Raw genomic sequence first — 1,181 nt, forward strand, 5'->3', positions numbered from 1 at the left:
TGGACTCCTCGAATTACCTCGCGTTTTCGGCTGAGATTTGATTCCATCTGGGAGCTGATTTGCATGGAGATGGTGGATGCGGGGACAGGCCGGGTTCTGGGACATTGATGAGCGCCATGCGCGGCTGAGCGAGGCGGGCGATCCTCTAGAGAAGCTGAACAGCGTTGTGCCGTGGGAGGTGTTCCGCAAGCCGCTGGCGAAGGCGCTGAAGCGCTCGGACGGGGCGAAGGGGGGCCGCCCGCCCTATGATGCGGTGATGATGTTCAAGGTGCTGGTGCTTCAGGCGCTCTACAACCTGTCGGACGATCAGGCGGAGTTTCAGATCCAGGACCGTCTGTCGTTCATGCGCTTTCTCGGACTGGGGTTGGGCGACAAGGTGCCGGACGCCAAGACGATCTGGCTGTTCAGGGACCACCTCGTGCAAGCTGGCGCCGTCGAGAACCTGTTCGCCCGTTTCGATCGCCATCTGTCGAAAGCCGGGTATCTGGCCATGGGCGGTCAGATCGTAGACGCGACGGTCGTGGCCGCTCCTAGGCAGAGAAACACCGACGATGAGAAGGCCGATATCAAAGCGGGCAAGATACCGGATGCTTGGCAGGACAAGCCCGCGAAGCTGCGGCAGAAGGACCGGGACGCGCGCTGGACCGTGAAGTTCTCGAAGGCCAAGGTCGATGAGGAGGGCAAGCAGCATAAGCGCGACATCGCCGTTCCCATCTTCGGCTACAAGAGCCATGCCTCGATCGACCGGCGACACGGCTTCATTCGCGGCTGGACGGTCACGCATGCCGCCGCCCATGACGGTGCGCAGCTGCGCAACGTGGTCAGGCGACCCAACACAGGCTCAACCGTGTGGGCCGACACGGCCTATCGCTCCAGGAAGAATGAGGCCTGGCTCGACAGGAACGGCTTTGTCAGCGATATCCATCAGAAGAAGCCGAAGGGGCGCCTGATGAGCGAAGCGACCGCCAGAGCCAATGGCCGGCGATCAAAGATCCGAGCTCATATAGAGCACGTCTTCGCTCACCAGAAAGCCAGGATGGGCCTGTTCGTAAGAACCATCGGCATCGCAAGAGCGACGATGAAGATCGGCATGGCCAATCTCGCCTACAACATCACCCGATACGTCTGGCACGAGAAAAGAGCGGCGGCCGCATGATGCGGCACCGCGCTGAGGCCGTCCG

General features: G+C 61.6%; 1 protein-coding gene. It reads left to right on the forward strand.

Annotated features, from left to right (window positions below; all coding sequences use genetic code 11):
• Nucleotides 1–76: 76 nt before the first annotated feature.
• Complete coding sequence (locus tag NYR54_RS19100) at nt 77–1,156, forward strand: IS5 family transposase (RefSeq protein WP_261517284.1); 1,080 nt, start codon at nt 77–79, stop codon at nt 1,154–1,156.
• Nucleotides 1,157–1,181 lie beyond the last annotated feature (25 nt).

Origin of the sequence: Chelativorans petroleitrophicus (genome assembly GCF_025398195.1) — a bacterium.
GTDB classification, from domain to species: domain Bacteria; phylum Pseudomonadota; class Alphaproteobacteria; order Rhizobiales; family Rhizobiaceae; genus Chelativorans; species Chelativorans petroleitrophicus.

Excerpts from the sequence above, each read along its gene's own strand:
- NYR54_RS19100 (WP_261517284.1), top strand. The coding sequence starts at position 77 with ATGCGGGGACAGGCCGGGTTCTGGGACATTGATGAGCGCCATGCGCGG.